A 26,170-nucleotide genomic window follows, 5' to 3' on the forward strand; every position below is an offset into this window, starting at 1 on the left:
TTGTCACATTGAGGTTGTCGAAGTGAGGAGCTATTTCCCGCTATTCGCTATATCTTTTACTTTTTAAAGGAAAAAAGTAAAAGGATGCCGCTGCTATCGGGGCTACCCCAATAGAAACATTTGGAATTTTTGGATTTATTTTTTCATTCCTATTTTCATTCCGACGAAGGAGGACACGAGCGTTAGCGAACTGGCGAAGCAATCTCATCACGTTGATTCGGTTGCCTTTGTTAGAAAGTTTTGTGGGTCAGTTTTTTTGAATACATGTGTTCTTTTCACCACAGTTCCCTAGCCCCGATTACTTCACTTAGCTTTTATTTTCATCGGAGTTCAGTGAACTACGTTTGTAATGAAAATCCTTTTTCTAAATCCTGTCAGGGTTTTAAACCCTGACAGGATTGAAAAAGATTGAAATGAATAGCGGGAATTAGCTCCTAAAAAACTTAATTAAGTTCTTCAATAAGATCTTCTTTTTTAGCTCTTTTTTTCTCAAAGGTCAATACTAATGCCGGTAAAACCAATAAATTAGCAAACATAGCAAACAATAAAGTACAGGAAATTAAGCCGCCAAGGGCAATGGTTCCGCTAAAGCTGGAAAGCGTAAAAGTCGCAAATCCAAGAATCAATACCACCGAAGTATAGAACGTACTGATTCCCGTTTCTCGTAATGCACTGAATACTGATTTTTTGACCTTTCCTTTGTTTTGCAATAAGTCCAGACGGTATTTTGCCATAAACTGAATGGCATTATCCACCGAAATCCCAAAAGCAATACTAAAAACCAAAATGGTTGAAGGTTTTAACGGAATCCCAAAATAACCCATCAATCCGGAGGTGATGCAAAGCGGTAAAATATTGGTGATTACAGATGCCAAAACCATTTTTCCGGATCTAAATAAATAGGCCATTAATAGTGCTATTAAGAAAATAGCGAAAATCAAGGATTCAATAAGGTTGTCTATTAAGTAGGAAGTTCCTTTTTGGAAAACCAACGCTTTTCCGGTAAGCGTCACTTCATAACGGTCTTTTGGAAAAATTTTGTCAATTTTTTCATGCAGTTTACTTTCTACTTTTGCCATTTCTTCCGTTCCAATATCCTTCATGAAAGTGGTGATTCTGGCGTATTGCCCGGTCGAATCCACATAGCTTTTCATTAAATTCTCTTTGGTGTTTTTGGTGGCATTTTTGGCATACGAAAGGATGAATGCCTGTTCTTGCGAAGTGGGTAATTCGTAATATTCCGGGTTTCCGTTGTAATACGCCTGCTTGGAATATTTAACTAAATTCACAATCGAGATAGGTTTTGACAATTCTGGAATCTCGGAAATGGTCTTTTGCAATTCATCCATCTTTTTCATAGTAGATAATTTCATAACCCCTTTTTTGCGTTTGGTGTTAATCATAATCTCCAGTGGCATTACGCCGTTGAATTCTTTCTCGAAAAAGACAATGTCTTTAAAGAAGGAAGCGCTTTTTGGCATTTCACCAATTAAACTTCCCGAGACTTTCATTTGCGAAACCCCAATTACGCTAAATACCAATAGCAAAGCATAAATTATGTAGATGGTTTTTCGTTTGTATTTTACAATATTCTCTACCCAATCCAATAAAGTTGAAATGTAGGTTTTACTCAAGTGAAAAAGGTGTTTTTCCTTTGGTAAAGGCATGAAACTGTAAAAAATTGGCACAACGGCTAAGGTAAGCAGGTAAACTGAAATAACGTTTATGGAAGTGACTAGTCCAAATTCGAAAAGCAAATCATTTCCAGTAATCATAAAAGTTGCAAAACCTGCAGCTGTTGTTAAGTTCGTCATCAGCGTAGAAACCCCGATTTTAGAAATTACCCGTTGCAAAGCTTTGGCTTGATTATGATGAATTTTTATTTCCTGCTGGTATTTATTTATAAGGAAAATGCAGTTTGTAATGCCAATTACAATAATCAATGGAGGAATTATAGCTGTTAAAATGGTGATTTTGTAATGGAATAAACCAAGCGTTCCAAAAGACCACATTACTCCAATAAGTAAAATACAGATGGATATAAATGTCGCTCTAAACGAACGGAAGAATAAAAAGAATATTAATGAAGTGATAAATAAAGCCGCGCCAATAAATAGCCCAATCTCACCTTTCATATTCTCGGCATTTATGGTTCTAATGTAAGGCATTCCCGAAACGCGAAGATCGATTCCGGTAGTTTTCTCGAATTTCTCGATTTTTGGAACAAGGTTTTCAATGATGAAGGTTTTTCGAGCAGCAGTATTTACAATTTTCTTATTTAAATAGATCGCTGAGCGAATGCTTCCTGATTGTTTATTGAATAATAATCCTTCGTAAAAAGGCAAATTATTAAAAAGTTCGTTTTTTATTTTCTGTAAATAAGCGGGATTTACGGTTTGCTTTTGATCGATAAGAGGGACTAACTCAAATTTTTCTTCGGTTTCATTTTTTTCTAATTTTTTTAGATCATTCAAAGAAACAACCAGTTCCACTTCTTTGGAACTTTTTAAACCAGTCATTAATTCATTCCAAGCAGCAAAAGCTTTTGGAGTAAAAAAGGCTTGGTCCTTGAAACCTATAACAATCAAATTGCCCTCTTCGCCAAACTTGTTTAAAAAATCTTCATATTGTTGATTTACAATATGTTTTTTAGGAAGTAAATTGGCTTCAGTATACGTCATGCCCAGATTTTTCCATTGCAGTGCCAGAAAAATGGTTATTGCAAGTATGAATCCCAGTATTACTATTCTGTTTTTAAGTACAATTCGGGCTATTGATTCCCAAAACCCTACTGCTATTTTCTTTTTCATATATGAATTAAAATGGGTGCAAATGTAATCAAACTGACATGAATTATAATGATTAAAAGATATTTTTGGAGCTATAAGGAGCAAAAAAACGAGTATTTTTTTATTTTACAATAGCATAATATTGTGCGATATAAATTATACATTTGATTTTCTCACCTTTGCTTTACAAAGAAGAGATTGTCTATTTAAATATATCTATGAAAAATTATAAAAATCTATTATTTTATTTTGGTGTAACTGGAGGTTTCACCGCATTAATCTATTGGATTATTAAAAAAGGAAAGCACTTAGAAGTAAGTAAAAAAATTGCAGTTTCAGGAATTGAGAAGGGTTCCTGGAATGATTTTATAGCTTCTATGCGGCATAATTTTCAAGATCCATTAGCGATTTTGTTAGCACAGATCATAACGATAATCCTTGTCGCCCGTTTTTTTGGGTGGGTTTTTAAAAAAATCGGACAGCCCTCCGTTATTGGGGAAATTATTGCAGGAATTGTTCTCGGGCCCTCCCTGTTGGGGATGTATTTTCCTGAATTTTCAGCGGCTTTATTTCCAGTAGAATCTTTAGGGAATTTGAAATTTTTGAGTCAGATAGGGTTGATACTGTTTATGTTTGTCATAGGTATGGAGCTCGATTTAAAAGTGCTGAAGAACAAGGCTAATGAAGCTGTAGTTATAAGTCATGCCAGTATTGTGATCCCTTTTGCTCTGGGTATTGGGCTGGCTTATTTTGTTTACAATAGATTTGCTCCCGAGGGTGTAAAATTCCTTTCTTTTAGTTTGTTTATGGGAATCGCCATGAGTATAACCGCTTTTCCTGTTTTGGCAAGAATAGTTCAGGAAAGAGGTATTCATAAAACCAGATTAGGCGCTATTGTAATTACTTGTGCCGCCGCTGATGATATTACCGCTTGGTGTATACTTGCCGTGGTAATTGCGATTGTAAAAGCGGGAACTTTCGTTAGTTCGTTATACATTATTTCGTTGGCATTAATTTATGTTATTGCCATGCTGTTTATAGTAAAACCCTTTTTGAAGAGAATTGGGGATTTATACGGTTCAAAAGACAGTATTATAAAACCAGTTGTAGCTATCTTTTTTCTGGTATTGATACTTTCGTCTTATGCCACTGAAGTTATAGGGATTCATGCACTGTTTGGAGCTTTTATGGCGGGTGCTATTATGCCGGATGTTCCTAAATTCAGAACCATATTTATCGATAAAGTCGAAGATGTTTCTGTAATACTTTTACTGCCGCTGTTTTTTGTATTCACCGGTTTAAAAACAGAAATTGGTCTTATTAATGATCCTTATTTATGGAAAGTGACAGGTTTTATTATTCTGGTAGCAGTAGTTGGTAAGTTTTTAGGAAGCGCTTTGGCAGCTAAATTTGTAGGCCAGAACTGGCGTGATAGTTTGACCATTGGTGCTTTGATGAATACCAGAGGGTTGATGGAACTTATTGTATTAAATATTGGATTAGAGCTTAAAGTTTTGACACCGGAAGTTTTCACGATGATGGTTATTATGGCTTTAGTTACCACTTTTATGACGGGTCCGGCTTTGGACTTGATAAACTATATTTTTAAGACTAAGGATGTAAATGACTTAGAAGTAATGCTAAAACACAACAAGTATAGAATTTTACTTTCGTTTGGAAACAACGAGAAAGGAAGGTCACTTTTGAGATTGGCACATAGTTTAATAAAAAAACAAAAAGAATCGTCAAGTATTACTGCTATGCATTTATCGTTGAGTGATGAAATGCATCAATTTAATATGGAAGACAAAGAAAAAAACAGTTTCTATCCTGTTGTAGAAGAATCGCGATTATTGAATCAGGATATTACGACTATTTTTAAAGTTACCATGGACATAGAAACCGAGATTGCTGATATTGCTAATCAAGGAGACTACGACTTATTATTGGTAGGTTTAGGAAAATCAATTTTTGAAGGCACTATTCTTGGTAAAGTGATTGGTTTTACAACAAGAATCATCAATCCGGATCGATTGATTGATAAGTTTACCGGAAAAGAAGGGCTTTTTGAAAACTCCCCATTTGATGAAAGAACAAGGCAGATTATTGCCAAAACTAAAATGCCTTTGGGGATTTTGATTGACAAAGACCTGCAAAATGTAAATCAGGTTTTTATTCCCATTTTCAGTCCTGAAGATTCATTCTTGATTGATTATGTCCAAAAATTTATTTACAATAACGATTCTAAAATAATGATTTTGGATGTAAACTCACATGTCAATACCAATTTTGTTATGGAGAGTGCCATAAATTCTTTAAAACAAAAATACCCTAATAATATAGGTTTAATACAGGACGAGAGTGTCAAAAAAGAATTTTTAGACAAACAAAATTTAATGCTAATCAGTCTCGAAAGTTGGAAAGCCTTAGTAGATTCTAGAAGTGACTGGTTAAGTGCAGTTCCTTCGGTTTTGATTTTAAAACATTAAAAATGAACTGGATTTTATTGATTATTGGTGGTCTTTTTGAAGTGGGTTTTGCGACTTGTTTAGGGAAAGCCAAAGAAAGTTCAGGCGTTACTGCTACAATGTGGTTGGTTGGTTTTTTAGTTTGTTTAACCATTAGTATGGTATTACTATATAAAGCCACACAAACCCTGCCCATAGGAACTGCTTATGCGGTTTGGACTGGAATAGGAGCGGTAGGGACTGTTTTGGTAGGAATTTTTATTTTTAAAGAACCCGCTGATTTTTGGAGGGTTTTCTTTACCACTACTTTAATAGCCTCGATTATTGGACTGAAATTCGTTTCAAGTCATTAAATACAAAATAATTTTTGCTTTCTAAAGTATTTTAAACATAAAATATGAATCAAGTTCAAGAAAATAATAGTGTGATTTATATGTTTCTGGCTATTCTTTTAATCCTGATAATTGCACTTTGGTATGTTATTTATCGATTAATGCAATCAAGGAGAGCTAAAGAAAGCGTAGAGGAAAAGTTTCATTTACTTGAAATGAAAGTGAATAATTTACAGTTGGAGACATTGGAGTCCAAGCTCAATCCCCATCTTTTTAAAAACATACTCAATTCGATTCAGTCACACGCCTATCAAACGTATTTTGCGTTGGATAAATTGGCAAATGTGCTGGATTACATTTTATATGAAAGTCAAAAAAAATTTGTTTCTCCAAAAGAAGAAATCGAGTTTGCACTGAATCTGATAGAAATCAATAAAATTAAAGTCAGTCCGCTTTTTGAGTTGAAAGTGAAAACCAAAATCAATGAAGGCGAAATGCTGTATGAACAACGACTTTTGGCACCTTTAATTTCGATAGATTTAATAGAAAACGCTTTTAAACATGCTGATTTGCAAAGCACTGATGCTTTTATCTCGGTATTATTTGAATTCAAAGACAACTGTTTCTATTTAACGGTTTCGAATAAAATTTCAGATAAAAAGACATTGAAAAAAGAACGAAGTGGCATTGGAGCGACTACATTGGAACAAAGATTGAAAATTATATACAAAAATCAGTTCAAACTGGATAAATTTGTCGAAAATGACATTTATATTGCACACTTAAAAATCAATCTTCTTGAATACAAAACTCAAATGCTTGCTGCTGGACGATGAATTACCGGGATTGACGTACCTGAAAATGCTTTGTGAGCAAATTCCAGAATTGGAAATCGTAAAAGCATTCGATAATCCAGAAAAATTACTGGCTGAAATTCCAAAACTCGATTTTGATTTATGTATTTCAGATATCGAAATGCCAGGAATTGATGGCTTGAGTCTGGCGAGTTTATTGCAAAATAAATTAGTAATTTTTACCACTGCCTATAAAAACTACGCCGCCGAAGCATTTGATATTGATGCCGTTGATTATATCACAAAACCAGTTACAAAAGAGCGTTTGCAAAAAGCAGTCACAAAGGCTTTGGAACGATTTAATAAACCTGAGATTACTAAAAAATTGATCCATTTAAATACAGATAAAGGGAAAGCATTATTGTATTTCCATCAGATTCAATACATCAAAACCGCAGGTAGTGACAGTAGAGATAAAGAAGTATTTCTTACTGATGGCAGTTCCCTGATTTTAAAAAACATTAATTTTGATTCCCTTTTAAGCCAGCTTCCTGAGACTGATTTTTGCAGGGTGAATAAAAAAGAAATTATTGCAATGACAACCGTGAAATTTTTCAATCACAATGAAATTACGCTAAGCCATCAAGAACAAAACGGAAAATTCACCACGCTAATTTTAAGTGAAACCTATCGTTCTGATTTTTTAATCAAAGTCAAAATCTAACTTATTACAAAGTTTTCCACTCTTGTTACATTCGGAAGAAATTACCTTATGTTTCCCTTTATTTCTCAAAAATCACTTCCCATATTTGCATCGTAAAGCATTGATAATTTAAAAAACAGGTTGTATGAGAAGTTTTAAAAATTCGTTTTTTTATTTGATAATTATAGGCGGATTTTCTGCATTGATGTATTGGATTGTCCTCAAAGGGAAAACCCTTGAAATAGGACAAAATATTGTTCATCACCAAATAGAAAACGGACATTGGAATGATTTTTTAACTTCGATGAACCATAATTTGCAGCATCCTCTAGCTATTCTTTTGGCGCAAATTGTCACTATTATTTTAGTCGCTCGATTTTTTGGATGGGTTTGCAGAAGAATTGGGCAGCCAACAGTAATAGGGGAGATGATTGCGGGGATTGTTTTAGGCCCCTCTTTAGTCGGGATGTATTTTCCCGAATTTTCGGCAATGTTGTTTCCAAAAGATTCGTTAGGAAACCTGCAGTTTTTGAGCCAAATTGGATTAATCCTTTTCATGTTTGTTATTGGAATGGAATTGGATTTAAAAGTGCTTAAAAATAAAGCGCACGATGCTGTTGTTATTAGTCACGCCAGTATTATTATTCCGTTTACTTTAGGGTTAGGATTAGCTTATTTTATATACCATTCTTTTGCGCCTCCCGGAGTTGAATTTCTTTCTTTTGGATTGTTCTTGGGAATTGCCATGAGTATTACTGCCTTTCCGGTTTTGGCTGGTATCGTTAGGGAACGCGGAATTCATAAAACGAAATTAGGGGCAATTGTCATTACCTGTGCCGCTGCCGATGATATTACGGCATGGTGTATTCTGGCCGCAGTAATTGCCATTGTAAAAGCAGGATCTTTTGTGAGTTCTTTGTATGTTATTGCCCTAGCAATACTTTATGTAATTGTAATGCTAAAAGTGGTTAGACCTTTCCTGAAAAGAGTCGGTGATTTGAATTCTACAAGAGAAAGTCTGAATAAACCGGTTGTAGCTATTTTCTTTTTAACATTATTATTGTCTTCGTATGCATCTGAGTTGATAGGTATTCACGCTTTGTTTGGAGCATTTTTGGCTGGAGCAATCATGCCTCAAAATAATAAGTTCCGCACTATTTTTATCGAAAAAGTAGAAGACGTTTCCGTGGTGATCTTACTTCCTTTGTTTTTTGTTTTTACAGGTTTACGAACCCAAATAGGATTGATTGATGACCCGCATTTATGGAAAATTACCGGTTTGATTATTTTGGTTGCAGTAGTCGGTAAGTTTTTTGGTAGTGCGCTGGCGGCAAAGTTTGTTGGCCATAGCTGGAAAGACAGTCTGTCTATTGGTACCTTGATGAATACAAGAGGTTTGATGGAGTTGGTGGTGCTAAATATTGGATACGATTTAGGGGTTTTATCTACCGAAATTTTTACCATGATGGTTATCATGGCATTGGCAACAACTTTTATGACTGGTCCGGCTTTGGATTTAATTAATTATATTTTTAAAAGCAAAAGTAGTATCATCCCGGAAGAAATCAGCAATAAAAGTAAATACAAAGTCCTGATATCTTTTGCAACAGCCGAAAAAGGAAAAACATTGTTGAAAGTAGCCAATAGTTTAGTCAAAAAACAAAGCGGGAATACGGTTGTTACCGCAATGCATTTATCGTTAAGTTCAGAGTTGCATTCCTTTGATGTGAAAGATTATGAACGAGAAATGTTTTTACCGATTATTTCTGAGTCTGAAAATCTAAATCAAAAAATAACTACTCTTTTCAAAGCTTCAAATGATATTGATTCGGATATAACGGATACAGCAAATCATGGCGAATACGATTTGTTATTAGTAGGTTTGGGACAATCTATATTTGAAGGAACTTTACTGGGGAAAGTACTTGGTTTTACGACAAGAATTATTAATCCGGATCGTTTGATTGATAAATTTACAGGAAAGGAAGGCTTGTTTGAAAACTCGCCTTTTGATGAAAGAACCAGACAAATTATTGCTAAAAGCAAAATGTCAGTTGGAATTCTTGTAGATAAAGAATTAGACGAGATCAATCAGGTTTTTATGCCTATTTTTAGTGATGAAGATGGCTTTTTGATTGAATTTGCGCAAAAACTGATTCACAATAATGGTTCTCAAATTACCGTTTTGGATGCGGTGGGTCACATTAGAAACAATCGAAAAATCCAAGAAGGGATTCGTTCCATAGAACAAATAGCGCCGAATCATATTATGATGATGCAGGAAAGAACAATTAAAAAAGAGTTTTTAGAGCAACAGGATTTGATGATTATCAGTTTAGAAAGTTGGAAAAAACTGCTTGATTCCCACAGTTTTTGGCTCAATAATACACCATCAGTGTTAATTATTAAACCATAAACCATCTTAAACTAAAATAGAGAGATCTGTATTTTATGAAAAAAGATAAGAAATAAAAAAACCGTCTTGTTATTTTAACAAGACGGTTTTATATGGATTTATAGAAACTTAAATCTTCATGATTTCAGATTCTTTCTGAACAAGAAGTTCATCTATTTTTTTGATGTAACTGTTGGTTAAGTTCTGAACTTCATCCTCGGCACTTTTACAAATGTCTTCGGATGTTCCTTCTTTTTCCAGTTTTTTAATCTCTGTATTGGCATCTTTACGAGCATTTCTTATACCCACTTTAGCGTCTTCGGCTTCTACTTTCGCTTGTTTAGCAAGATCGCGTCTTCTTTCCTCCGTTAATGCAGGAACGCTTATGATAATCACGTCACCATTATTCATTGGATTAAAACCAATATTGGCAATCATAATCGCTTTCTCAATAGGATGCAACATATTTTTTTCAAAAGGCTGCAACGTAATTGTTCTGGCGTCAGGAACACTAATTTTTGATACCTGAGAAAGTGGTGTCGCTGATCCGTAATAATCAACAAAAACACTTCCTAGCATGGCTGGAGATGCTTTTCCTGCGCGAATGTTCAAAAATTCTTTTTCTAAATGCGCAATAGAACCTATCATTGATTCTTTGGTACTATCTAATATAAATTCAATTTCTTCAGTCATAATTTAGATCTTTGGATTATTAGATTTTTAGATCTTTAGACTTTCGTATCATCTAAAAGTCTAACAATCTAATTTATATATTTACTACGGTTCCTATGTTTTTTCCTTCGCAGATTTTCAATAGATTTCCTATTTTGTTCATGTCAAAAACTACAATTGGAAGTTTATTTTCTTGGCTTAATGTGAATGCAGTGGTATCCATAACATTCAAACCTTTTTTAAGGACATCATCAAATGAGATGAAGTCAAATTTCACAGCCGATGCATTTTTCTCCGGGTCACAATCGTAAACGCCATCGACACGAGTTCCTTTTAGAATAACGTCAGCATCAATTTCTACACCGCGTAAAACAGCTGCAGTATCCGTAGTGAAATAAGGATTTCCTGTTCCTGCTCCAAAAATTACAATTCTACCTTTTTCAAGATGACGAACGGCTCTTCTTTTAATATATGGTTCCGCTATTGACTCCATTTTTAAGGCCGTTTGCAAACGGGTTTTCATACCTTTATCTTCTAGTGCGCCTTGCAATGCCATTCCATTAATAACAGTAGCCAGCATTCCCATGTAATCCCCTTGCACTCTATCCATTCCTGCACTCGCTCCGGCAACTCCTCTAAAAATATTTCCACCGCCAATTACAATGGCTATTTCTACTCCTTTTTCATGAATTTGCTTGATTTCGTCAGCATATTCAGCGAGTCTTTTTGGGTCAATTCCGTATTGCAAGTCGCCCATTAAAGCTTCGCCACTTAGTTTTAGAAGAATTCTGTTGTATTTCATTTTTGTGTTGCGTTGATTGGTGCAAATATAGACATATTCTGTTTTTTAAAAAAAGTGTTGCTTAAATTTTATAAATTTAGTTTCTCGAAGGATTTTTTTGCTGCTTCATAGCCTATATTGAAGATAGCGTCCATTTTGATTTTATTCGTTTCGAAAGTACTATACAGGCATAGATCCTTTGGTTCTATTACCCAATCGCAAATATTAAATTTATGCATATTCGAGTTTGCCGAAAGAATATCAAATGCTCTGGTAGTGACTGCTTTTATGGAGTTCAAATCTTTAGCCTCTATTTTTTGAATTGGACTCACATAGACACCAATTACAGTTTCACATTGTCCTTGCAAAATATCAGTAGGGAAATGGTTTAATATACCACCATCGCTATAGATTTTTCCATGGATTTCATACGGGGACAAAATTCCAGGAAATGCTGATGATGCTAAAATGGCATCGGTTATTTTTGTTTCGGGGCCAAAAACTTTTAGTTTTCCTCTAATCATATCTGTTGCTGTAATCTGAATCGGGATTTTTAAATCACCTAGTATCGCATCTTTAAAAACAGTATGGAAATAGCTTTTGAAGGACTCCGAATCGATTAAACCCGCTTTTTTGAAGGTTATGTGTTTCCAATGAAAAAGATAAATGGACTTAAAAAACTCCAATATTTCTGCGGGTGTTTTGCCCCAGGCATACATAGCACCAACAATGGATCCTGCGCTTGTACCGGCTATTCTAGAGGGGTGAATTTTTTTTTCTTCCAAAAATTTAATGACTCCGGCATGGGCAATTCCTTTTGATCCTCCACCAGAAAGTACTAAGCCTATCGATTTTGTTTTTAAATCCATCTTTACAATTTGTTATAAAATTACTCTTTTTGTCGAATTGAAGGTGATATATGTCATATTTAAACCCCGTTTTTATGGTAACTTTGTATAAATAAACTATTCAATATGAAAACTTCTGTAGCTAAAGCATTATTTAATAGCCATTCCTATGCTGAATATAGAAAACTAGTTTCTGATTTATTATTGGAAGGTAAATCTACCGGTAGTGAGCAATCAGATAGCCTGACACTTTATAGCAAGTTAAACGAAACCCGCATGAATCGTTTAGATAAAACGATGAAAATAACAGATGAAAACCGTCTTAAATTAAAGTCTCTAAAAGGAGAATATATTTGGTTAGTTATTTCCGAAGGTTGGTGTGGTGATGCCGCTCAAATTTTGCCTATTGTCCTTAAAATGGCGGAAGAATCTGGGAAAATAGAACTTAAAATTGTTTTGAGAGATGAAAATGAAGATTTGATGAATTTGTTTTTAACCAAAAAAGCCAAAGCGATTCCAATAGTAATCGTTATTGATAAAACAACAGGAGATGTATTAGGGAGCTGGGGACCAAGACCAAAAGGTGCAGCAGACTTAATCAAAAACTATAAAAAAGAATTTGGTGCAATTGATGAAACTGCGAAAACAGATTTACAATTATGGTATTTGCACGATAAAGGATTGAACACTCAGGAAGAATTGATTAATTTGATGGAGAATCTGTAAGATATATAAGGTCTGTTTAGGATTAGTTTCTCTTTAACAAATAATTGATTTTTTTGTATGAAAAAAAATTGTAAATTAGTAACGTTAAACCAAGTCTACTATTTGATTTACTTTTTTATTGGTGTTTAGATTTATTGTTTCACAATTTAAATTACATCACTATGAAAAAGCTATTTGAAAGGATTTATGATTATTTGTCCAATTTTCTATTTGGAGATGAAAATATTCCTCATTATTAAATTAATTTGGCGAAGCCAAGTAGAAAAAAGAGTATGGAGTAACAATACTTTAAATTTAGAAAAAACACATAGTAAATTCAATTTTGTATTTATCATGTGTTTTTGCTTTTTATATTAGAAGTAAGAATGTAAAAAATGTTCAATCCTAGTTTTTTAATGTCTTAAAAGATTTAGATTTAAAAAGTAATTAAAGAATGTCCCAAACTTATATTTCCAGAATCTCTCTGATTGTTTATGGGGAATGAATAATGGTTAAATTCAACAAATAGGATAATATCGTCAGATGTTTGTATGCCCACGCTTATTTTTTTATAATCGCCTGTTAAATTTCCACGACCCAGACCCAGAGCTTTTCCTAAACCAAGTTGCAGTGTAATTCTGGTGTCGTCACCTACGATTGGGCTCAATCTAAAATTTGCAAAAACTGGAACTACAACCAGTTTGTCTGTCCATTCGCAGTTAATTCCGGAATGGATTCCTAATCCAATCCATTTTTTGTAATGGATTCCATATCCAAACTTAGATCCGAGGCCATCAGGTAGAAACCAAGTCCCTTTTTCGTGTGCATAGGGATTTTCTTCGTCTCTGTCGGGATTTCCTTTTATGGAAACGGTAACGTCAAATTGGGTGTAAGTGAATTTTTAATTTTGAGAAAAAACAGAGAAAGTAAAAAATAACAAAACGGTTAAGATTCCTAAAAGCCTCAAAATATTAAATATTTGGTTCTAAGCTATCTTCGAATGCAATAACATCGATGCCATCTTTTACGTGATAATCACCAATTTTTGTTCGGCGCAAAGCGGTTAAATGCGAACCTGAATTCATAGCCTTACCAAAATCAAAAGCCAGGGAACGAATGTAAGTTCCTTTGCTGCAAACCACTCTGAAATCGACTTCAGGAAGTGCGATTCTGGTAATTTCAAATTCGTGAATCGTAGTCTTTCTGGTCGCAATTTCAATTGTTTCTCCCGCTCTGGCATGTTCATATAAGCGAACGCCGTCTTTTTTTATTGCGGAATAAATAGGTGGTTTTTGGTCTATTTCGCCCAAAAAATGTTTCACGGTTTCGTGAATTAAAGCGTCATCAATATGTTCCGTTGGGAAAGTTTGATCGATTTCGGTTTCTAAATCGTATGAAGGAGTAGTGGCTCCAATATGAAAAGTTCCGGTATATTCTTTGGCTTGTCCTTGTAGTTCGGTAATTCTTTTGGTGAATTTTCCGGTACAAACTAATAATAATCCGGTTGCCAACGGATCTAAAGTGCCGGCATGACCAATCTTAAATTTTTTTGGAAGATTCAGTTTGGTTATCAAAGCCCATTTCATTTTATTCACCGCCTGAAAGGAAGTCCAATTCAAAGGTTTGTCAATGAGTATAATTTGTCCATCTTGGAAATCTTCTGCTGTCTTCAAAGGAAATTATTTAAAGTATGAAAAGTAGATCAATAAAAAGATTCCTACGATTATTCGGTACCAACCCCAAGGTTTGAAACCGTATTTTTTGATGATTTCGATGAAGAATTTAATCGCTATAATGGCAACGATAAAAGCAACTACGTTTCCTATTAAGAACAATTGGATATTTTCGTTTGACTTTAAAATCAATTCGTAGCCTTTCATTTGTGAAGACTCGTAGGTTTTTAAGAATACAGAGTAACACGTAACTGCCATCATGGTTGGAACCGCTAAAAAGAAAGAGAATTCCGCCGCTGCATGACGAGTTAATCCTTGTTGCATTCCCCCAATTATCGAAGCAGCTGAACGACTTGTTCCTGGCATCATCGCTAAACACTGCCAGAAACCAATGATTACAGCTTTTTTTATCGTGATGTCTTCTTCTTGAATAACAGTTGGACTTTGAAAACGACTGTCAATAAAAAGCAAAATGATTCCTCCTAAAATCAATACAATCGCAATTGGAATCGGATCTCCCAGCACTGCTTCAATTTTATCATCGAATAATTTCCCTAATATTAAAGCTGGAATCACGGCACAAATCAATTTGATGTAAAAGTTGAATTTGGAGAAATCGAAAAATTTCTTCCAATATAACGCGACAACCGCCAAAATAGCTCCAAATTGAATAGAAACCTGAAATAGTTTGACAAAATCATCCTCTTGAATTCCAAAATAAGAACTTAGAAAAACCATATGAGCCGTTGAGGAAACGGGTAAATATTCTGTTAATCCTTCGATAACAGCAATTAAAAATGCCTGTAATGTATTCATTTATGCTTTTTTTGGATTTTTAAGAATAGCAAAAACGGTGATTCCAAAACCAATTAAAACGGTTGTTGGAGCCAGGCGAATTCTTCTAAAATCAAAAATCGCTTCACTAAATACTTTTGGATCGTCGCTTCCACCACCGGACATGAGTATAAAACCAAGTGCTATTACTCCAATCCCAATTAATAGAATTTTATAATTTACTTTCTCAAAAAGGAATTCGTGGTTTTGTTCGTTGTTTTTCATGCTGTTTTTTTAAAATCTGAAATCAAAAATCATTATCTACAATCAAAAATCAATACAGGTCGTCTGTTCTTAAATTCAGGAAACGTTGTGTCGCAAAATAAGTACTCAACCAAGTAATTAAAATACCAACTCCCAAAACGCCTAATAATACTAATCCAATAAGCAGTTTGTCATCAAGAATACCAAGATTCGGGAAATTAGTTTGAACATAAATCAAAACACCAATCAGCGCAATGATAGCCAAACCAGCGCCCAAAAGACCTAGTTTTAAGCTTCGCATTACAAATGGTTTTCTGATAAATGATTTTGTTGCACCTACCATTTGCATGGTTTTGATGATAAATCGGTGAGAATGGATTGATAAACGCAAAGAACTATTAATTAATAAAACAGCAATAAAAGTTAGGAAAACGCTAACGATTAGAATCCACATACTTACTTTTTTGATATTGTCATTGACCAAATTCACTAATTGTTTGTCATACACGATATCCGAAACCATAGCGTTTTTGCGTAAACTACTTTCAATTTTCGTGATACTGTCCTTCACTACATAATCTGCTTTTAGATGAATGTCAAAAGAATTTTGCAATGGATTTTCACCCAAAAACTCCAAGAAATCTTCACCAATAATATCGGTATGTTGCTTTGCAGCAGCTTCTTTAGTCACATAAACGTATGATTTTGCAAAAGGAGCTTTTTTTAGTTCCCTATCAAAAGCCTTGATAATGCTGTCATTCGCTTCGTTTTTGAAAAATACCGTCATGGCAATTTTTTCTTTGAAATCATCGGCTAGTTTTTTAGAATTTATAATAAAAAAGCCTAGCATTCCCAATAGGAACAAAACCAAGAATATACTTAGCACTACCGAAAAATAAGAAGAAATTAACCTGCGTTTTTGAAATTTATCAAAGGAAGAACTCATAGTTTACTGAAATTATTGGGTAAAAATAATAAAGAATTTCTTTATTTAAAGTTAATAACGCTCAAAGTTTTAACTTTCGTGCATAAAATGTAAATTTGCGACCTAAAATTTTTGCAACCCATCCAGGGTTCAAAACCCTGAATGGGTTAAAATAAATAGCTAAATGACTTGAGTAAGCGAAAGCATGACTCCATTAAAATAAAAATAAAAAATAGGAATGAAATACAATCCGAACGAAATAGAGGCCAAATGGCAGAAATATTGGTTAGACAACGCAACGTTTAAAGCGGAAAACAACTCGACAAAACCTAAATATTACGTACTTGATATGTTTCCTTATCCATCTGGAGCGGGATTGCACGTAGGACATCCGCTAGGTTACATCGCTTCTGATGTATATTCAAGATACAAAAGACACCAAGGGTTTAATGTGTTACACCCAATGGGCTACGACAGTTTTGGATTGCCTGCGGAGCAATATGCCATTCAAACGGGTCAGCGTCCGGAAGATACGACTTCGGTAAATATTGACGGTGGAACCGATAAAGAAGGAAATAAAATTGCGGGATACAGAAAGCAATTGGACAAAATTGGATTCTCTTTCGATTGGAGCCGAGAAGTTCGCACTTCAAATCCGGATTATTACAAACACACACAATGGATTTTCATCCAATTATTCAATTCTTGGTACAATAAAAACAGCGATAAAGCCGAAGATATTTCGACTTTGATTTCCATTTTTTTAACAGAAGGAAATGTAAGTGTCAATGCAGTTTGCGATGAAAATATTGATGCTTTTTCAGCAAATGAATGGAACGCTTTCGCAAAAGAACAGCAGGAGAGAATTTTGTTGCAATACAGATTGACTTATTTAGCCGAGACTGAGGTGAACTGGTGTCCGGGATTAGGAACGGTTTTGGCTAATGACGAAATCGTAAATGGCGTTTCAGAACGTGGCGGATTTACGGTGGTGCGCAAGAAAATGACACAATGGAGCATGCGAATTTCGGCTTATGCGGAACGTTTGTTGCAAGGTTTGAACGCTATTGATTGGAGCGAAAGTATCAAGGAAAGTCAAAGAAACTGGATTGGAAAATCAGTTGGTGCGACTGTTTCTTTTAAAGTCGAAAGTCAAAAGTCGAAAGTCGAAAGCGAGCAACAATATATCGATGTTTTCACGACAAGACCTGATACTATTTTTGGAGTTACGTTCATGACATTGGCTCCAGAACACGAATTGGTTTCACAAATTACAACTGCGGAACAAAAAGCAGCAGTAAAAGCTTACATAGAAAAAACGTCAAAACGTTCCGAAAGAGAACGTATGGCTGATGTAAAAACCATTTCGGGAGTTTTCACAGGAGCGTTTGCGGAACATCCGTTTACGAAAGAACCAATTCCGGTTTGGATTGGGGATTATGTTTTGGCAGGTTATGGAACAGGTGCTGTTATGGCGGTTCCTTGTGGTGACGAAAGAGATTATGCGTTTGCGAATTTCTTCAAAGGGCAAAAAGGAATGCAAGAAATCAAAAATATTTTTGCAAATGTGGATATTTCTGAGGTTGCATACGGTTCGAAAGACAATGTTATTATCGCCAATTCTGATTTCTTAAACGGATTGAATTACAAAGAAGCGACTAAGAAAGCGATAGAGGAATTAGAAAAACTAAACCAAGGAAAAGGTAAAATTAATTACCGTTTGCGTGATGCTGTTTTCTCTCGCCAGCGGTATTGGGGAGAGCCGTTTCCGGTATATTATGTGAATGGCTTGCCGCAAATGATTGATGCGCAACATTTGCCAATCATCTTGCCGGAAGTAGAGAAATATTTGCCAACCGAAGACGGTTTGCCACCTTTAGGAAACGCTTTGGTTTGGGCTTGGAATACCGAAACGAATCAAGTTGTCAATACGGATTTAGTTGATAATAAGACAATTCATCCTCTCGAATTGAACACGATGCCAGGTTGGGCGGGAAGTTCGTGGTATTGGATGCGTTATATGGATGCACATAACGAAAACGAGTTTGGAAGTAAAGACGCATTGGCATACTGGGAAAGCGTGGATTTATACATTGGCGGAAGCGAACACGCCACCGGACATTTATTGTATTCTCGTTTTTGGAACAAATTCTTAAAAGACAAAGGTTTTGCGCCGACTGAAGAACCATTCAAAAAACTGATTAATCAGGGAATGATTTTGGGAATGAGTGCTTTTATTTACCGTTGTTCTTGGGCAATGACGGGTACAAGTCATGATGGAGTGAATGAGCAGGCTGCTTCTATCTTTGTAACCAAATCAAAATATGATAAAATTGTTAAGGGGAATGAAGAAGAAATAGAGAAAGTAAAAAATATATATTTATATACTTTAACAGCAAAATTTCCTGACGTGGAACTAATTAGTTTGGGAGGACAACTTTCAATGCAATTAAATCCAATTCATGTTGACGTTTCACTAGTAAATTCGTCTGATGAGTTAGATGAAGAAAAGTTTAAAAAATCAAGAGAACATTATGCGAATGCTATATTCATCAAAGACGAAAATGAAAAAATTATCGTTGGTCGTGAAATCGAAAAAATGTCGAAATCCAAGTACAATGTCGTGACTCCAGATGATATTTGTGACGAATATGGAGCTGATACGTTACGTTTGTATGAAATGTTTTTAGGGCCATTGGAACAAGCAAAACCTTGGAATACGGCAGGAATTTCGGGAGTTTTTGGGTTCTTGAAAAAACTGTGTCGTTTGTATTTTGATGATAATGGTTTGATTGTTACAAATGAAAAACCAACCAAAGACAACTTAAAATCATTGCACAAAACTATCAAAAAAGTGGCGGAAGACATTGAGAGTTTCTCTTTTAATACATCAGTCTCACAGTTTATGATTTGTGTGAACGAATTATCCACTCAAAACTGTCATTCTCGTGCTATTCTGGAACCATTGGCGATTGTGATTTCGCCGTATGCGCCGCACATCGCTGAAGAGTTATGGTCGTTGTTAGGAAATACAGGTTCGATTGCAACAGTTGCTTTTCCTGTTTTTGAAGCTAAATATTTAGTTGAGAGCGAAAAGGAATATCCAGTTTCTTTCAACGGAAAAATGCGTTTCACGATGGTTTTGCCTTTGGATTTAACCAAAGAACAAATCGAGGAAATTGTGATGAAAGACGGAAGAACCATCAAACAATTAGAAGGAAGAACGCCAAACAAGGTGATTATTGTTCCGGGGAAAATTATCAATTTGGTTGGGTAACGTCCAATGTAGAGACGCATTGCAGTGCGTCTCTACGGTGCGTCTTTACAACAACAGATATATTAATCCAAATTCTATATTAGAATTTGGATTTTTTTATTCCCATTCATAAAATTTGCGCAAATTAGTTGCATCAGGGTTATCCGCGTTCCATTTTATAAATGCCAAATTGACATTGTAAAAAATTGGTGCTAAATTTGATGTGTAAATGGTAAGTTTATATTTTAAAAACAAGAAAATATGGGAATGAGTTATATAGTACTGGCTGGAGTAATTATGCTTTTTAGCTGGTTGGTGAGTTCAAGACTGAAAAGTAAATTCGAACATTATTCTAAATTGCATTTGCAAAACGGAATGTCTGGCGCTGAAATAGCCGAAAAAATGTTAGCTGACAATGGGATTCGCGATGTGAGAGTAATCTCGGTTGCGGGACAATTAACAGATCATTACAATCCATTGGATAAAACGGTGAATTTGAGTGAAGCGGTTTATAACCAAAGAAATGCTGCTGCTGCTGCTGTTGCCGCACACGAATGTGGTCACGCGGTGCAACATGCTGTGGGATATCAATGGTTGACAATGCGGTCTAAGTTGGTTCCGGTGGTAAATGTTGCATCGACTTACATGCAATGGATTTTACTGGCGGGTATCTTGATGATTAAAACCTTTCCTCAATTGTTGTTAATTGGAATCGTGATTTTTGCTGCGACGACTTTGTTTTCAATAATTACTTTGCCAGTTGAATACGATGCCAGCCATCGTGCATTAGCTTGGTTAGAAAATAAAAATATGTTAACGCAACAAGAACAGGCTGGGGCCAAGGATTCTCTAAAATGGGCGGCAAGAACGTATTTTGTGGCTGCTTTAGGTTCTATCGCGACGTTGTTGTATTATATTTCAATTTATATGGGAGGAAGCAGAAGAGAATAGATTTTTAGATTATTAAAAAATTATATATGGAAATCCGTCTTGTTTTAAAACGAGACTGATTTTTTTTATCAAATAACCAAATCAACGATTAACCAAAAAATTATAATTGAATTTGTCTGTCAATTTGTTGGTCTAATGAAATGAAGGTTTCCGTTCTGGAAACGCCTTCAATAGCCTGTATTTTGGTGTTGAGCAATTGCATTAAATGTTCGTTGTCTCGACAAATAATTTTTATAAGAATAGACCAGTTTCCTGTGGTGTAATGGCATTCTAAAACTTCTGGAATTTTTTTTAAATCTCTGACAGCCTCCGGATTTCTTGCTGCTTTATCTAAGTAAATACCAACAAATGCCATCGTATTATATCCCAGGATTTTGTTGTTTACCGTAAACTTTGAACCCGAAATCACTCCGGATTGTTCCAGCTTTCGCAAACGTTGATGAATCGCAGCTCCCGAAATTCCTATTTTATTAGCGATTTGAAGGATTGGCATTCGAGCATCTTCCATTAGGAAACGTAAAATTTCTTTGTCGATACCGTCTATTTCTACTACTAAGGAATTGATTTTCATAAATTGCTATTTGAAACCAGAATGTAAAATTTAGTTTTAATTTAAAATCAAATTTAACTAAAAAATAAATAGTAGGAATGGATAACAATCTTTTTGTGATTGTTGCATAAAAAAACCATCCGTTTTGGCGGATGGTTTATATGATTTAGAAATAAATTTAAATCTATTTTGTTTTGTTTGCTTCAATGATATATTTTTCCAAAGCCATTGTCATCGAAGGAGTTGCAGGTGTAGGAGCAAGTATGTCTACTCTTAAACCATGATCCAACGCTTCTTTTTGGGTCGTGCTTCCAAAAACTGCAATTCGAGTGTTGTTTTGTTCGAAGTCTGGAAAATTCATGAACAATGATTTTATTCCGGTTGGGCTAAAGAAAGCCAAAACATCATAATAAACATCGGCTAAATCAGATAAATCACTCATCACTGTTTTGTAAAAAACGGCTGGAGTCCAGTCCACTTTCAATGCGTTCAGCGTTATTGGCGCGTCAGCATTTAATTGATCTGAGGCAGGTAATAAGAATTTTTCGTCTTTGTATTTTTTTATTAGTGGGGACAAATCGGCAAAATCTTTAGGTCCAACATAGATTTTACGTTTTCGATACACTACATATTTTTGCAGGTAAAACGCAATGGCTTCAGACTGACAGAAATATTTCAATCCTTCAGGAACTTTATAACGCATCTCATCAGCAACTCTAAAGAAGTGATCAACAGCGTTTTTACTCGTCAAAATAATAGCAGTATATTGATTAAGATCGATTTTTTGAAGTCTAATCTCTTTTGCATTTACTCCTTCTACGTGAATAAAAGGTCTGAAATCAATTTTCACTTTATGCCTTTGTTGAAGCTCAAAGTATGGGGAATTCTCCACTTTAGGTTCGGGTTGTGACACCAAAATTGTTTTCACTTTCATATTTAAAACGGTTTCTAAGCACTCCCTTTTGTAAACCAATAATACATAAAATAATAGGGAGCTATTTCAAGAGTGCAAAGATATAAAATAAAATAAAACAACTTACCTAATATTAAATTTTGATAGTTTTTTATTGAAATTAAATAGCTTATAACGTTGGCACCTATTACTACAGCTATAAATAGTAAAACCATATTTTTTGATAAGGAGTTGTAATAGAACAAAATAATGTTGATTGGGAGTATAAATAAACCAATATAAGTTCTATAAGTAACCTTTTGAAGGTTAAATTGTTCAACAAATTCTTCAATATCAAACGCAGTGGCAATTATTTTTTCGATTAAATATTTCGATAAAATAAAGAAAATAAGAAAGGTGATTATTTGAATGTATAAGATCCAATCTGTTTTTAGCGCTTTGCCAAAATTGCTCAGCGAAAGCTGAATAAAAAAAGCAAATGAGATTACCTGTACAAAAAACAAAGAGATGGTAAAACCGCTTTTGAGATGGCTGCTGTCTCTGTACACTTTAACATACTTATCTGAAAAAATCAAATTTGCAAAATCCCCAAAACGGTTTTCAAAAATGGATTTAGTGAATGCGATGGTAGCAAACGACAACACAAATAAAAGCGTTGCCCAGTCATTATTTTCGATTGTTCTCAGTTGAAGTACATGTTCCGTCATAGCGATGCAAAATTACTAATTTTTTATATCATTCTTTTTATTATAATTTTATTATGAATCAAATCGTATAAAAAGTTTACTTTTGCGGTGAAATTACTCTAAAATATGAACGATTCCATTGTTATAATCCCAACCTATAACGAGATTGAAAATATAGAAAGCATTATTCGATCTGTGCTTTCCCAACACAAACCTTTTCATGTTCTTATTATTGATGATAACTCACCAGATCATACAGCGGATAAAGTGGTTCAACTACAATCGGAATATGCAGGCAGATTATTTTTAGAAAAAAGAACTAAAAAGTCAGGTTTAGGAACGGCTTATGTGCATGGTTTTAAATGGGCTTTGGAACAAAAATATCAGTATATTTTTGAAATGGATGCTGATTTTTCGCACAACCCTAATGACTTAGAAAAATTGTATAAAGCCTGTCATTTAGGCGATGCTGATTTGGCAATAGGTTCCAGATACGTTACCGGAGTGAATGTTGTAAACTGGCCTTTAAGTAGAGTTTTAATGTCATATTTTGCATCGGTTTATGTGAAATTGATAACGGGAATGAAAATTCACGATGCCACGGCAGGATTCGTTTGTTACAAAAGAAATGTATTGGAACAAATCAATTTAGATAAAATAAAATTTGTTGGCTATGCGTTTCAAATTGAAATGAAATACAGAACGTACTGCAATAAATTTAGCATTGTTGAGGTGCCTATTATTTTCACAGATAGGACTAAAGGACAATCAAAAATGAGTAATTCTATTATTGTTGAAGCAGTTTTTGGAGTTATTTCACTTAGATTAAAAAAATTAATTAACACATTATAAGAAAAAGATACGATGAACAGGGTTTTAATTAAGAATGCCAAAATAGTAAATGAAGGAGTAATTTTTGAGGGCGATGTATTAATTGAAAATGACTTAATTGTTGAAATTTCAGAAAGTATCAGTGCCAAATCTTCTCAATGTGTGATTATTGATGCCGAAGGGAATTATTTGATGCCGGGCGCCATTGATGATCAAGTGCATTTTAGAGAGCCCGGACTTACCTATAAAGGCGATATAGAATCAGAATCGAAAGCGGCAGTTGCAGGTGGAATAACTTCTTATATTGAGCAGCCTAACACGGTTCCTAATGCTGTAACACAAGAAATTTTAGAAGAAAAATACCAAATCGCTTCAGAGAAATCGTATGCGAATTATTCTTTTATGATGGGTGCAACAAATGATAATCTGGAGGAAGTTCTAAAAACAAATCCAAAGAATGTTGCAGGAATAAAAATATTTTTGGGATCATCAACAGGTAATATGTTGGTTGATAATGAAGCGACTTTAGAAAAAATATTCTCAAGTACGCCTATGCTTATCGCTGTGCATTGTGAAGATGAAACGACAATTCAAAATAATTTAGCAAAATATAAAGAAGAATTTGGAGAGAATGTTCCCGTAACTGCTCACCATTTAATTCGCAGTGAAGAGGCTTGCTACATCTCTTCTTCAAAAGCAGTGGCACTGGCTAAAAAAACCGGTGCACGTTTGCATGTTTTTCATCTTTCTACTGCCAAAGAAATGGATTTGTTTACCAATAAAATACCATTGGAAGACAAAAAAATTACCGCTGAAGTTTGTATTCACCATTTATGGTTTACCAATGATGATTATGCGACCAAGGGAAATTTGATCAAATGGAATCCTGCAGTAAAAACAGCCAACGATAGAAAGGTTTTATGGGAAGCATTGCTGGATGACAGAATTGATGTAATAGCAACGGATCATGCGCCACATACACTGGAAGAAAAGAAACTCCCATATCTGCAAGCTCCTTCTGGTGGTCCATTAGTACAACATGCTGTTGTGGCTATGTTTGAAGCACATCATCAAGGGAAAATTAGCATTGAAAAAATTGTTGAAAAAATGTGTCATAATCCAGCCAAGATATTCAAAATTGAGAAGCGTGGTTTCATAAGAGAAGGCTATTATGCTGATTTAGTTATTGTAAATTCAGGTTTGCCTTGGAGTGTAAAGAAAGAAAATATTATAGCTAAATGTGGTTGGTCACCTTTTGAAGGATATACATTTAAATCCAGAATTACACATACTTTTGTAAACGGACAATTGGTTTACAATTCTTTTAAAGTGAAAGACATCCGTGCAGGAAAAAGATTGTTGTTTGATAGATAGTAAAAAATGAAGAAAATAATTATACTTTTAGCGATTGTCATTGTGTTTGTTAGCTGTAAGGATGAGGTTGTCAAGAAGCCAAATCGCCTTATAGAGAAAGAGACAATGATCAACATTATGTATGATTTGTCGGTTTTAGACGGTATCAAATATCAAAATCCGGCTTCTTTGGACTCTTTTAAAATAAATCCAAACAAATATATTTATAAAAAGTATAAAGTGGATAGTCTTCAATTTGCGCAAAGCAATATTTATTATGCTTCTAATTATGAAGAATATTCAGCAATTGTAGATGAAATAAATACTCGATTAGTTGCAACGAAAGCGGGAGTAACTACCTTGATTAAGGCTGAGGCAAAGAAAAAGAAACCAATAAAGAAACCTATTTTGTCCAAAAGTAAAGTGATAGATTCCTTGGAAACTAAGTAAAGAAAAGGCTATAGTTACAAAGCTGAAATTTCTTTAATGTATTGATGGATGTCTAAAAAATCTGTTTTTAAAACGGTGGTGATTTTATCATTGGAATACTTATTTTTTGAATAAGATGCTTTTGCAGTAGCACTTGGTAATTTTCTCTTCTTCATAAAAATATTTGCTAGAATCCAGTCTATTCTCCATAAAATTTCCATTATAACTGGTTTTGCATGAATTGAAGGTCTTTTTACAAGTAGCGAATCAGCAATACTGTTCAAGACTTCTTTGAAAACGATATTTTTTGCAATTAATGTAAATCGTTCGTTATGGATTTCACTTTTCATTAATTGAGCTGCAATGCGGACGACATCAGTCACAGCTATAAACCCCGAACTTCCCAAAGTATAATATGACAATCCTTTTTTTACTTTTGTAAAAAGAACCCCACTTCCTTGTTTCCAAAAGCCAGGACCAAGAATAATTCCGGGATTTACAATGATGACTTTTAAACCCTCTTGTTGCCCGCGCCGTATTTCCATTTCGGCACCATATTTAGAAATAGCATAATCGCTATGCGGTTTTTCGGGATTCCATTCGGTTTCTTCTGTAATGAAATTTTCGTGTGCTGCTAAATCACCAAGGGCGGCAATGGAGCTTACAAAGCAGAGTTTCTTTATGGCATTGGCAATACAAAAATTAACAATGTTTGCGGTGCCTTCAATATTGGTTTTCCGAATTAAATCTTCGTCTTTTGGATCAAAAGAAATCAAAGCGGCGCAGTGATACACATAATCAACTCCATTAAAAGCTTTTTCTAAGGCAGGAATGTCGGTGATGTCCGCTTGAATCCATTCGATTGTGTCGAATAACTCCGGCTTCTTGTACAAACTAAACAGGTTTTTAGTCTTTTCTATACTTTTTGCATTGCGATAAATAGCACGGATATTTTCACTCCCGATACTTCGGGATTGCATTAAATGAAGCAATAGATGTGCTCCTACTAAACCGGTTCCTCCTGTGACTAAAATCATGCTACGAAAATACGATTTTTTTTTTTCGAATAACCGAATAA

General features: G+C 34.6%; 24 protein-coding genes. 11 read left to right on the plus strand and 13 right to left on the minus strand.

What is annotated here, in order from left to right:
* Window positions 1–443 precede the first annotated feature (443 nt).
* The gene (locus ACFX5F_RS00840) at window positions 444–2,810 is read right to left on the minus strand and encodes an efflux RND transporter permease subunit (protein ID WP_379849004.1); all 2,367 of its coding nucleotides are present in this window, start codon (window positions 2,808–2,810) and stop codon (window positions 444–446) included.
* Window positions 2,811–3,007: 197 nt separating this feature from the next.
* Between ACFX5F_RS00840 and ACFX5F_RS00845 the strand changes: the two genes are divergently transcribed.
* From ACFX5F_RS00845 to ACFX5F_RS00865, 5 genes are all read left to right on the plus strand, one after another.
* A complete protein-coding gene (locus ACFX5F_RS00845; protein ID WP_379849006.1) occupies window positions 3,008–5,278 on the plus strand; it encodes a cation:proton antiporter in 2,271 nt (756 codons plus the stop codon).
* A gap of 2 nt (window positions 5,279–5,280) precedes the next feature.
* Window positions 5,281–5,610 (plus strand): DMT family transporter, encoded by a 330-nt coding sequence (locus ACFX5F_RS00850; RefSeq protein ID WP_379849007.1) that lies wholly within the window; start codon window positions 5,281–5,283, stop codon window positions 5,608–5,610.
* 44 nt (window positions 5,611–5,654) lie between these two features.
* Window positions 5,655–6,425 carry a sensor histidine kinase gene (locus ACFX5F_RS00855; protein ID WP_379849009.1) on the plus strand — a complete coding sequence of 257 codons (771 nt, stop codon included), beginning with the start codon at window positions 5,655–5,657 and terminating at the stop codon, window positions 6,423–6,425.
* Window positions 6,388–7,107, plus strand: coding sequence for a LytR/AlgR family response regulator transcription factor (locus tag ACFX5F_RS00860; RefSeq protein ID WP_379849011.1), 720 nt, complete (start codon window positions 6,388–6,390; stop codon window positions 7,105–7,107). The genes ACFX5F_RS00855 and ACFX5F_RS00860 overlap by 38 nt, the downstream gene beginning before the upstream one ends.
* Before the next feature lie 124 nt (window positions 7,108–7,231).
* Window positions 7,232–9,502, plus strand: a complete 2,271-nt coding sequence (locus tag ACFX5F_RS00865) for a cation:proton antiporter (RefSeq protein ID WP_379849013.1) — start codon at window positions 7,232–7,234, stop codon at window positions 9,500–9,502.
* A gap of 108 nt (window positions 9,503–9,610) precedes the next feature.
* On the opposite strand, the gene frr is transcribed toward ACFX5F_RS00865, so the two are convergent.
* The 3 genes from frr to ACFX5F_RS00880 all read right to left on the minus strand — a co-directional run bounded on the left by frr (window position 9,611) and on the right by ACFX5F_RS00880 (window position 11,803).
* Window positions 9,611–10,174 carry a ribosome recycling factor gene (gene frr / locus ACFX5F_RS00870; protein WP_379849015.1) on the minus strand — a complete coding sequence of 188 codons (564 nt, stop codon included), beginning with the start codon at window positions 10,172–10,174 and terminating at the stop codon, window positions 9,611–9,613.
* Between the two features lie 73 nt (window positions 10,175–10,247).
* Window positions 10,248–10,955, minus strand: coding sequence for a UMP kinase (gene pyrH / locus ACFX5F_RS00875; protein ID WP_379849017.1), 708 nt, complete (start codon window positions 10,953–10,955; stop codon window positions 10,248–10,250).
* A gap of 68 nt (window positions 10,956–11,023) precedes the next feature.
* On the minus strand, window positions 11,024–11,803 hold the full coding sequence (locus tag ACFX5F_RS00880; RefSeq protein WP_379849019.1) for a patatin-like phospholipase family protein: 780 nt from the start codon (window positions 11,801–11,803) through the stop codon (window positions 11,024–11,026).
* 105 nt (window positions 11,804–11,908) lie between these two features.
* Here ACFX5F_RS00880 and ACFX5F_RS00885 point away from each other — a divergent pair, with 105 nt between their 5' ends.
* A complete protein-coding gene (locus ACFX5F_RS00885) occupies window positions 11,909–12,508 on the plus strand; it encodes a thioredoxin family protein (RefSeq protein ID WP_379849020.1) in 600 nt (199 codons plus the stop codon).
* 415 nt (window positions 12,509–12,923) lie between these two features.
* On the opposite strand, the gene ACFX5F_RS00890 is transcribed toward ACFX5F_RS00885, so the two are convergent.
* The 5 genes from ACFX5F_RS00890 to ACFX5F_RS00910 form a co-directional block, all read right to left on the minus strand.
* Window positions 12,924–13,154 carry a hypothetical protein gene (locus tag ACFX5F_RS00890; protein WP_379849022.1) on the minus strand — a complete coding sequence of 77 codons (231 nt, stop codon included), beginning with the start codon at window positions 13,152–13,154 and terminating at the stop codon, window positions 12,924–12,926.
* Between the two features lie 304 nt (window positions 13,155–13,458).
* On the minus strand, window positions 13,459–14,160 hold the full coding sequence (gene truB, locus ACFX5F_RS00895) for a tRNA pseudouridine(55) synthase TruB (RefSeq protein ID WP_379849024.1): 702 nt from the start codon (window positions 14,158–14,160) through the stop codon (window positions 13,459–13,461).
* A 6-nt stretch (window positions 14,161–14,166) separates the two neighbouring features.
* Complete coding sequence (locus ACFX5F_RS00900; RefSeq protein WP_379849026.1) at window positions 14,167–14,976, minus strand: undecaprenyl-diphosphate phosphatase; 810 nt, start codon at window positions 14,974–14,976, stop codon at window positions 14,167–14,169.
* Window positions 14,977–15,219 (minus strand): DUF3098 domain-containing protein, encoded by a 243-nt coding sequence (locus tag ACFX5F_RS00905; protein ID WP_073208972.1) that lies wholly within the window; start codon window positions 15,217–15,219, stop codon window positions 14,977–14,979. It lies immediately after the preceding gene.
* A 49-nt stretch (window positions 15,220–15,268) separates the two neighbouring features.
* Window positions 15,269–16,144: a cell division protein FtsX gene (locus ACFX5F_RS00910; protein ID WP_379849028.1), complete on the minus strand. Its 876-nt coding sequence runs from the start codon at window positions 16,142–16,144 to the stop codon at window positions 15,269–15,271.
* A gap of 217 nt (window positions 16,145–16,361) precedes the next feature.
* On the opposite strand from ACFX5F_RS00910, the gene ACFX5F_RS00915 reads away from it, so the two are divergent.
* On the plus strand, window positions 16,362–19,400 hold the full coding sequence (locus tag ACFX5F_RS00915) for a leucine--tRNA ligase (protein ID WP_379849030.1): 3,039 nt from the start codon (window positions 16,362–16,364) through the stop codon (window positions 19,398–19,400).
* Between the two features lie 240 nt (window positions 19,401–19,640).
* On the plus strand, window positions 19,641–20,330 hold the full coding sequence (locus ACFX5F_RS00920; RefSeq protein ID WP_379849032.1) for a zinc metallopeptidase: 690 nt from the start codon (window positions 19,641–19,643) through the stop codon (window positions 20,328–20,330).
* Between the two features lie 100 nt (window positions 20,331–20,430).
* Here the strand turns inward: ACFX5F_RS00920 and ACFX5F_RS00925 are convergent, their stop codons facing one another.
* The 3 genes from ACFX5F_RS00925 to ACFX5F_RS00935 all read right to left on the minus strand — a co-directional run bounded on the left by ACFX5F_RS00925 (window position 20,431) and on the right by ACFX5F_RS00935 (window position 22,500).
* The gene (locus tag ACFX5F_RS00925) at window positions 20,431–20,901 is read right to left on the minus strand and encodes an Lrp/AsnC family transcriptional regulator (protein ID WP_073208966.1); all 471 of its coding nucleotides are present in this window, start codon (window positions 20,899–20,901) and stop codon (window positions 20,431–20,433) included.
* Between the two features lie 163 nt (window positions 20,902–21,064).
* On the minus strand, window positions 21,065–21,814 hold the full coding sequence (locus tag ACFX5F_RS00930) for a uroporphyrinogen-III synthase (protein ID WP_073208964.1): 750 nt from the start codon (window positions 21,812–21,814) through the stop codon (window positions 21,065–21,067).
* A 14-nt stretch (window positions 21,815–21,828) separates the two neighbouring features.
* Window positions 21,829–22,500: a DUF4271 domain-containing protein gene (locus ACFX5F_RS00935; RefSeq protein ID WP_379849034.1), complete on the minus strand. Its 672-nt coding sequence runs from the start codon at window positions 22,498–22,500 to the stop codon at window positions 21,829–21,831.
* Window positions 22,501–22,605: 105 nt separating this feature from the next.
* On the opposite strand from ACFX5F_RS00935, the gene ACFX5F_RS00940 reads away from it, so the two are divergent.
* Genes ACFX5F_RS00940 through ACFX5F_RS00950 form a run of 3 tightly spaced genes read left to right on the plus strand, consistent with a single transcriptional unit; the run spans window position 22,606 to window position 25,113 of the window.
* Complete coding sequence (locus ACFX5F_RS00940; RefSeq protein ID WP_379849036.1) at window positions 22,606–23,331, plus strand: polyprenol monophosphomannose synthase; 726 nt, start codon at window positions 22,606–22,608, stop codon at window positions 23,329–23,331.
* A 12-nt stretch (window positions 23,332–23,343) separates the two neighbouring features.
* Entirely contained in the window at window positions 23,344–24,684 is a 1,341-nt protein-coding gene (locus ACFX5F_RS00945; protein ID WP_379849038.1) for a dihydroorotase, read from the plus strand.
* A 6-nt stretch (window positions 24,685–24,690) separates the two neighbouring features.
* On the plus strand, window positions 24,691–25,113 hold the full coding sequence (locus ACFX5F_RS00950) for a DUF4296 domain-containing protein (RefSeq protein WP_379849040.1): 423 nt from the start codon (window positions 24,691–24,693) through the stop codon (window positions 25,111–25,113).
* 14 nt (window positions 25,114–25,127) lie between these two features.
* On the opposite strand, the gene ACFX5F_RS00955 is transcribed toward ACFX5F_RS00950, so the two are convergent.
* Window positions 25,128–26,129: an NAD-dependent epimerase/dehydratase family protein gene (locus tag ACFX5F_RS00955; RefSeq protein ID WP_379849042.1), complete on the minus strand. Its 1,002-nt coding sequence runs from the start codon at window positions 26,127–26,129 to the stop codon at window positions 25,128–25,130.
* Window positions 26,130–26,170: the final 41 nt, after the last annotated feature.

Source organism: Flavobacterium zhoui, assembly GCF_042787235.1.
GTDB lineage: Bacteria > Bacteroidota > Bacteroidia > Flavobacteriales > Flavobacteriaceae > Flavobacterium > Flavobacterium zhoui.